The organism is Brachybacterium sp. AOP42-C2-15 (assembly GCF_052377065.1).
Lineage (GTDB): Bacteria > Actinomycetota > Actinomycetes > Actinomycetales > Dermabacteraceae > Brachybacterium.
Genome location: NZ_JBQSWK010000068.1, coordinates 1 through 7,774, shown reverse-complemented (window position 1 = coordinate 7,774; position 7,774 = coordinate 1). Strand labels below are relative to the sequence as shown.

The following is a 7,774-nucleotide window of genomic DNA, read 5'->3' as shown; positions in this document are numbered from 1 at the left end:
CTGCCGCGTACCCGGCCCCCCACCCGGGGGGGGGCCCCCCTTCTCGAGGAACGGGAGCGATCAGACTCTGCGACCGGCTGCTGCGGTCAGTCCTCGATCGGCTCGGGCTTGAGATGGAGACGCTCGGTCTCGTCGATGATCTCGGAGGCGACGCTGGTGAAGGCGTCCTGATGGGCGCGAGCGTGGTGCGCGCAGAACATCAGTTCGCCGCCGGCCTCGAGGAGCACCTTGACGTACGCCTGAGCACCGCAGCGGTCGCAGCGGTCGTGTGCCGTGAGCCGGGGAGCTTCGAGAGTGAGGTTCATGAGGTCATTTCTAGCATCGAGACCGGGGGCGGGGGGAGTATCCACAGCCCTGGTTCGCTGGCGGCGCAACACCCTGTGAGCCCAGCCGCTCCCCACGCCCGGTCGGGGCCCGTGCTGTGAGCCGCGCGGCAGGCGGCAATACCCGGATCCTGTTGCCCCGACCCGTAGGATCTGGGGGGTGTCCACCACCAGCACTGCGAAGAAGTCCGCCTACGATGCCCGCAATCTCCAGGTCCTCGAGGGCCTCGAGGCTGTGCGCAAGCGTCCCGGCATGTATATCGGCTCCACCGACTCGCGGGGCCTCATGCACTGCCTCTGGGAGATCCTCGACAACTCGGTCGACGAGGCGCTCGGCGGGCACGGCGACGCGATCGAGGTGATCCTCCACCCTGATCACTCGGTCGAGGTCAGGGACACCGGTCGCGGAGTCCCGGTGGATGTCGAGCCCCGCACCGGACTGACCGGCGTCGAGGTGGTCTACACCAAGCTCCACGCCGGTGGGAAGTTCGGCGGCGGCTCCTATGCCGCCTCGGGCGGCCTGCACGGCGTCGGCGCGAGCGTCGTCAACGCCCTGTCCGGACGCCTCGATGTCGAGGTCGACCGCGGTGGGAAGACCTACGCGATGAGCTTCCAGCGCGGGCAGCCGGGCGAGTTCGCCGATTCCGGTGAACCGGACCTGGACTCCCCGTTCACCCCTGCGGAAGGACCCGGGGAGCTGCGGGTGGTGGGCAAGGCCAAGCGCGGCGTGACCGGCACCCGTGTGCGCTACTGGGCCGACCCTCAGATCTTCGTGAAGGGATCGCACTTCTCGCTGGACGATCTCACGCGCCGCTCCCGCCAGACCGCCTTCCTGGTCCCGGGCCTGAAGATCTCGGTCAGTGACCTCCGGCCCGAGGCCTCACCCGATCAGCCGGCCACCCGCGTGTACAAGTACGACGGCGGGATCAGCGAGTTCGTCGAGTACCTCGCCCAGGACCAGCGGATCACCGATGTGATCCGCCTGCAGGGCACGGGCGCGTACACAGAGACGGTCCCTGTGCTCGATGCGAACGGCCATATGGTCTCCACCGATGTCGAGCGCAGCTGCGAGGTGGACATCGCTCTGCGGTGGGGCTCGGACTTCGACTCCACGCTGCGCTCCTTCGTAAACATCGTCGCCACCCCCAAGGGAGGCACCCACGTCACCGGCTTCGAGCAGGCGATGGTCAAGACCGTGCGCAAGCAGGTCGAGAACCAGGCCCGGCGGGTCAAGTTCAATGCGAAGAACGAGAAGATCGAGAAGGACGACACCCTCGCCGGGCTCACCGCGGTGGTCAGCGTCAGGATCGACGAACCGCAGTTCGAGGGCCAGACCAAGGAGGTGCTCGGCACCCCGGCGATCCGCGCGATCGTCGCGAAGGTCGTCGAGGACCGGCTGACCGAGTTCCTCAGCTCCACCAAGAAGGGCGAGAAGGAACAGGCAGCCCTGGTCATCGACAAGGTGGTCTCGGAGATGCGCGCCCGCATCGCCGCACGCATGCACAAGGAGGTCTCGCGCCGTAAGAACGCGCTGGAATCCTCCACCATGCCCACCAAGCTCGCCGACTGCCGCACCCACGATGTGGAGCGCTCCGAGCTGTTCGTCGTCGAGGGCGACAGCGCGCTCGGCACCGCGAAGAACGCACGCTCCTCGGAGTTCCAGGCCCTGCTGCCGATCCGCGGCAAGATCCTGAACGTCCAGAAGGCGTCGATCACGGACATGCTGAAGAACTCCGAGTGCGCCGCGATCATCCAGGTGATCGGCGCCGGCTCGGGTCGCACCTTCGACCTGGACGCCGCCCGCTACGGCAAGATCATCATGATGACGGACGCCGATGTCGACGGTGCGCACATCCGCACCCTGCTGTTGACGCTGTTCCACCGTTATATGCGTCCCCTGGTCGAGGCCGGTCGGGTCTACGCCGCAGTGCCGCCCCTGCATCGGGTGGAGATCATCCACGGCGGCAAGAAGAAGAACGAGCTGGTCTACACCTACTCCGAGGCGGAGCTGCACAAGCTGCTCAAGAACCTCGAACGCCGCGGGAAGAAGTACAAGGAGCCGATCCAGCGCTACAAGGGCCTGGGGGAGATGGACGCCGACCAGCTGGCCGACACCACCATGGATCCCGGTCACCGCACCTTGCGCCGGGTGCGGATCGAGGACGCCGAGGCCGCCAGCGCCGTCTTCGAGCTGCTGATGGGCTCCGACGTCGCTCCGCGCAAGCAGTTCATCATCGAGGGAGCCGAAGAGCTCGATATGGAGAGGATCGACGCATGAGTGTCGCCGTCCGAGTCATCCCCTGCCTGGACGTCGACGCGGGTCGCGTCGTCAAGGGCGTCAACTTCAAAGATCTCCGCGATGCTGGGGACCCGGTCGAGCTGGCCGCCCGGTACGGCGCCGAGGGAGCTGATGAGCTCACCTTCCTCGACGTCACCGCCTCCTCCGGCGGCCGCGATACCATGATCGACGTGGTCCGCCGCACCGCAGAGCAGATCTTCATCCCGCTGACCGTCGGCGGCGGGGTGCGCTCCGCCGGCGACGTGGACCAGCTGCTGCGGGCGGGCGCGGACAAGTGCGGGGTGAACACCGCCGCGATCGCTCGCCCCGAGGTGATCAGCGAGATCTCGCGTCGTTTCGGCAACCAGGTGCTGGTGCTCTCGATCGACGCCCGCCGCGTCACCGACGAGACCCCCGAGGGCACGGCACGCTCCGGTTCTGGCTTCGAGGTGACCACCCACGGTGGTCGGCGCGGCACCGGCATCGATGCGATCGCCTGGATCCGCGAGGTGACCGAGCGTGGAGCCGGAGAGATCCTGCTGAACTCGATGGATGCCGATGGCACTGAGCAGGGCTTCGACCTCGAGCTGATCAGGCTCGCCCGGGAGGCGACCACCCTGCCGCTGATCGCCTCCGGCGGGGCCGGGAAGCCCGAGGACTTCGCTCCGGCGGTCCACGCGGGCGCCGATGCGGTGCTCGCCGCGAGCGTCTTCCACTTCCAGCAGATGACGATCTCGGAGGCTAAGGCCGCGATGGCGGCCGACGGGATCACCGTGCGGTGAGCGCACCGCTCTCGGTCGCCGACCGAGCAGCCGGCACCACCCGCCCTCCGCGGCAGCGCCTCGCTGCCATCGGGCTCGTGCTGATCCTGCTGCTTCTCGCCACCGGCGGCTGGCTGCTGTGGGACAACCGCCGGCTCGATGTCACCACCTATGACGTGGTCCTCGACGAACTGCCAGCAGCGGCGGACGGGCTTCGCATCGCTCAGATCTCCGATCTGCATGCCGCACAGTTCGGCACCTTCCAGGATCGGGTGGTCACCGCGACCACGGCCGCAGAGCCGGATCTGATCGCGCTCACCGGCGACCTCATCGACTACCGCACCACGCAGCTGGACGGCGTGCTCGCGATGACCGAGCGACTGCAGGCGATCGCACCCACGTACTTCGTGCTCGGCAACCATGAGGCGGACTCACCCCTCATGGACGAGCTGATCAGGGGACTCGAGGCTCGCGGCATCACGGTGCTGCGGAATGAGGCTGTCGAGGCGCAGATCGCCGGGGTCGAGCTGAGCGTGGTCGGTCTTGATGACCCGCGGGTGCGGGCCGCGGCAGGGGAGAGCCCGCAGGAGGCGACGGCGGTGCTCGCCGGACTCGGCCTGCCGGAGGATGGCACCACTGTGCTGCTCGCGCATCGTCCGGAGCAGCTGGACAGCTATACCGGTACCGGGGCTGACCTGGTGCTCTCCGGGCATGCCCACGGCGGGCAGGTGCGCATTCCCGGAGTGGGTGGGCTCTACGCCCCGCATCAGGGCCTGTTCCCCGCGCTCACCGAGGGCGTGCATGAGCGGCAGGGCACCACCATGGTGATCAGCCGGGGGCTCGGGAACAGCATCGCCGGGGTGCGGGTCAACAACCCGCGTGAGCTCGTGATCGTGGAGATGCGCAGCGGGATGTGAGCCGCCTTCTACTAGCTATTCGCAGTGTGTATACGCAGTGTGTATAGTCCTCGCATGAGCACCGCACACGCCCTGCTGGGACTGCTTGATCGGTCGCCAGCCTATGGGTACTCCCTCAAGCATGACTACGACCAGCTCCTCGCACCGGAGCGGCCGCTGGCCTTCGGGCAGGTCTATTCCTCGCTCGCCCGCTTCGAGCGCCAGGGATGGGCAGAGATCCTCACCGTCGAGACCGGCTCCGGGCCCGAGCGCAAGCTCTACGGCATCACGGCCGACGGGGTCGCCGAGCTGGATGCCTGGGTCTCCACGCCGCAGGTCACCGGCTCCTTCTCAGCCTCCACCCTGTTCGTGCGGATCTCGATCGCCCTGCTTTCCGGGCGGGACGCCCAGGAGGTCCTCACCGTCCAGCGAGCGAGCCACATGGTGCGCATGCGCGAGCTGACCGCACGCCGTCGCGGTGCCGAGCCCTCGCTGCTGCTCCAGCTGGACTACGAGCTCACCCACCTCGACGCCGATCTGCGCTGGATCCAGGAAGCCGGTCAGCGGCTCGATGCGCTGCGCGTGCAATGGCAGGAGACGACCGGAACGCGGCCCGACGAGACCGGGGCGCAGCGATGACCGCCCATTCCGAGAGTCGTGAACGCGCTGCGACCGCTGCCGGAGCTGCGACGGTCGTCGAGCTGAGCGGGGTACGGGTCTCCTACGGTCAGGATCCCGCGCTGCGTGGCATCGACCTGCAGATCGCCGCAGGGGAGCAGGTCGCCGTGATGGGGCCGTCCGGATGCGGGAAGTCCACTCTTCTGCATGTGCTCGCCGGCGTGCTGGATGCCCGGGAGGGCACCCTCCGGGTGCTCGGCGAGGACCTCGGAGCGATGCGGGAGAAAGATCGAGCCCAGCTCCGGCTGGCCCGGATGGGCATGGTGTTCCAGTTCGGTGACCTGATCGGCGAACTCACTCTGCGCGAGAATCTCGCCCTCCCGCTCCAGCTCCTCGGCGGCAGGCCGGCACGGATCCGGGCAGAAGTCGACGCGATGCTCGACCGTCTCGGGCTCGGCGAGGTCGCAGGCCGTCGCGCCGCCCAGGTCTCCGGTGGACAGGCGCAGCGCGCCGCCGTCGGCCGCGCACTGATCCACCAGCCCGCCCTGCTGCTGGCCGACGAACCCACCGGCGCGCTGGACACAGTCGCCGCCGACACCGTGATGGACGCCCTGATGGACACCGTGACGGAGCAGGGCACGACCCTCGTGGTCGTCACCCACGACAACCGCGTCGCCGCACACCTGAACCGCCTGGTGAGCATGCGCGACGGGGAGCTCGTGGGCTGAGATGCGCTCCTCCCTCCGCCTCGGGCTCACCCTCGCCCTGCGCGCCACCGACCAAGGCCGCTTCCGCACACTCAGCGCACTGCTCGTGTCCCTGTTCGGCTGCGCGCTCCTGGTCGTGGTGCTGTCCCTGCTGGATGCTGCCAGGCCCCGCAGCCTCGCACCCGGGATCGCGATGTCGGAGGTGGTCGGGATGATCCTGCCCGGGATCGTGGCCCTCGCGATCGGTCTGCCCGTGCTGGCCGCCGCCGCCGCGACCGGCCGCATGTCCGAGCAGGACCGCTCCCGGCGCACGGCCCGATTGCACCTGCTCGGGATGCGCGGCCGCGATCGGGTACTGGTGGGCATCGGCGAAAGCCTCCCTCCCGCTCTCGTCGGTGCAGCTGTCGGTCTCACGGTGGGTTCTCTGCTGGTTCCGTGGGCCGGAGGGGCACTGCTGGGCATGACCCCGGCGCCGAGCGTTGTGCCGGGATCTCTCGTGGTGGCCCTCGCCGTGCCGCTGGGTCTGGCCGCCGGGGCCGCGATGCCCTCACGTCGCTCCCAGAGCGAGACTCTGGAGCAGGCTCGCGGAGAGGTGGACCGACGTCCCGGTCTCTGGCGGGCAGCGATCCTGGTGCTGGGTCTGGTGATGCTGGTGCTCAGCTGGAGTGTGCAAGGGCTCTCGAACCCCGTGCTGGTCGTTCTGTTCCTCGGCGGTGCCGGCCTGGCCGCACTGGGCAGCATCCTGCTGCCGGCCCTGCTGGTGCGGCGCAGCGCCGACCTGCTCGTCCGGGTCGGATCCCCGGTGACCGTCGTGGCGGGACGGCGCCTGCAGTCTCAGCCCGCAGTGCTCGGCAGGGTGCTCGGCGCCCTGGTGATCGGCGTGGTGGTGACGACGGCAGGGCAGGGACTGATCAGCGTCTTGGCCGCTACCCCGGTGTATCAGGCCGGGCGCCACTACCGAGACGTCGAAGCTGTCGCCGAGGCATGGCTCCCGGATCGGGCGGCCGTCGCAGATCTGGAGCGTGCCCTCGAGCAGGTCGGTGGAGCTCGCGAGGTGGCATTCTCCACGCGCGGGTACGTCGTCGCCCCGGGGAGCACCCCGCAGGAGCACGCCCTGGGTGCGATGGTGACCACCTGCGAGGAGCTCCGCGTCCTCCGACCGGAGGTGGAGGGCTGCCGGAATGATCGTGCGGCCTGGATCCCAGCTGCGGCTGGGTTCGAGGAGAGGGTACCGCTCCAGGGAATCGTGGATCTGTTCAGCACCGACTTCGACGAGAGCAGCGGCGGGTTCGGAGATCCCGTGCTGCAGCTCGAGGTCTCCGAGGATGATCTCTCTCGAGTGCCAGTCCCTGCCTGGCAGGACACGGATCCGGCACCCACCCTGTTCATTCCGCGGGCACTGGTCACCGAAGAGCAGTTCTGGCAGTTCGGCGACGTGAGCGCGAGGGTGAATGCTGGCCCGCGCCCTGACTTTCCGGCGGAGCTGCAGGCGGCGGGAATCGACGCCCATATCGGCTGGACGGCGGAGGACTTCGCGCCCTATCAGGCGACCATCGACACCATCCGCCTGCTGAACCTCGTGGTGCTGGCCGTCGGGCTGGGCGCCTTCCTGCTCGGCATGGCTGATCTGGCGATGGGGCGCAGGCAGGAGCATGCCCGGCTGCGCCTGCTCGGCACCCCTGTGGGGGTGCTGCGCCGTGCGCACTGGCTCGAGGTGGCGCTGCCGCTGGTGGTCGGTGGGGGAGCGGCGCTCGGGATCGGGCATCTGGTCGCCGTCGCCTTCGTCGATACCGGTAACCGCGGTATGGAACCGGGCATGGTGACGCACCTCGGCGCGGAGAGCCTCACCGGACCGGTTCTCGCCGTGGCGGGCGGCGCGGTGGTGATCGCGCTGCTGACCTCGATCGGCATCGGTGCTCCCCTGCGACCGGACCACATCCGCCGGGCCTGACGTGCGCACCGCCGCGCGTCTGCTGTACTCCGGACGCGACACGGCCCGTCCGAACGGATTCGGACGGGCCGAGGGTGGGGGCGAGCGCTCGCATCAGAGACGCCGCCGTGCTCACCGCAGGTGCGAGAGGCCGGTGCCGAGCAGTGCGCGCTGCACGAGCAGCTCGTGCTCATGACGCGCCTGCTGGGCGGCCTGCTGCCGACGGGCCTCGCGCACCGCTCGTCGGCGGGCGAGGAAACC

The 7,774-nt window shown here is 69.2% G+C and carries 7 protein-coding genes; 6 read left to right on the top strand and 1 reads right to left on the bottom strand.

Annotation, left to right across the window (positions count from 1 at the left end):
* Positions 1 to 86: 86 nt before the first annotated feature.
* Positions 87 to 305, bottom strand: a complete 219-nt coding sequence (locus tag ACT3SQ_RS18560) for a DUF7455 domain-containing protein (protein ID WP_441445431.1) — start codon at positions 303 to 305, stop codon at positions 87 to 89.
* Positions 306 to 483: 178 nt separating this feature from the next.
* Here ACT3SQ_RS18560 and ACT3SQ_RS18555 point away from each other — a divergent pair, with 178 nt between their 5' ends.
* The 6 genes from ACT3SQ_RS18555 to ACT3SQ_RS18530 are packed head-to-tail and all read left to right on the top strand — an operon-like array spanning position 484 to position 7,534.
* Entirely contained in the window at positions 484 to 2,601 is a 2,118-nt protein-coding gene (locus tag ACT3SQ_RS18555; protein ID WP_441445432.1) for a DNA gyrase/topoisomerase IV subunit B, read from the top strand.
* Positions 2,598 to 3,383 (top strand): imidazole glycerol phosphate synthase subunit HisF, encoded by a 786-nt coding sequence (hisF, locus tag ACT3SQ_RS18550; protein WP_441445433.1) that lies wholly within the window; start codon positions 2,598 to 2,600, stop codon positions 3,381 to 3,383. The genes ACT3SQ_RS18555 and hisF overlap by 4 nt, the downstream gene beginning before the upstream one ends.
* Positions 3,380 to 4,279: a metallophosphoesterase gene (locus ACT3SQ_RS18545; RefSeq protein ID WP_441445434.1), complete on the top strand. Its 900-nt coding sequence runs from the start codon at positions 3,380 to 3,382 to the stop codon at positions 4,277 to 4,279. The genes hisF and ACT3SQ_RS18545 overlap by 4 nt, the downstream gene beginning before the upstream one ends.
* A 54-nt stretch (positions 4,280 to 4,333) precedes the next feature.
* The gene (locus ACT3SQ_RS18540) at positions 4,334 to 4,897 is read left to right on the top strand and encodes a PadR family transcriptional regulator (protein WP_345080518.1); all 564 of its coding nucleotides are present in this window, start codon (positions 4,334 to 4,336) and stop codon (positions 4,895 to 4,897) included.
* Complete coding sequence (locus ACT3SQ_RS18535; RefSeq protein ID WP_345080515.1) at positions 4,894 to 5,604, top strand: ABC transporter ATP-binding protein; 711 nt, start codon at positions 4,894 to 4,896, stop codon at positions 5,602 to 5,604. The genes ACT3SQ_RS18540 and ACT3SQ_RS18535 overlap by 4 nt, the downstream gene beginning before the upstream one ends.
* A 1-nt stretch (position 5,605) precedes the next feature.
* On the top strand, positions 5,606 to 7,534 hold the full coding sequence (locus tag ACT3SQ_RS18530; RefSeq protein WP_441445435.1) for a hypothetical protein: 1,929 nt from the start codon (positions 5,606 to 5,608) through the stop codon (positions 7,532 to 7,534).
* The last annotated feature ends 240 nt before the right edge of the window (positions 7,535 to 7,774 follow it).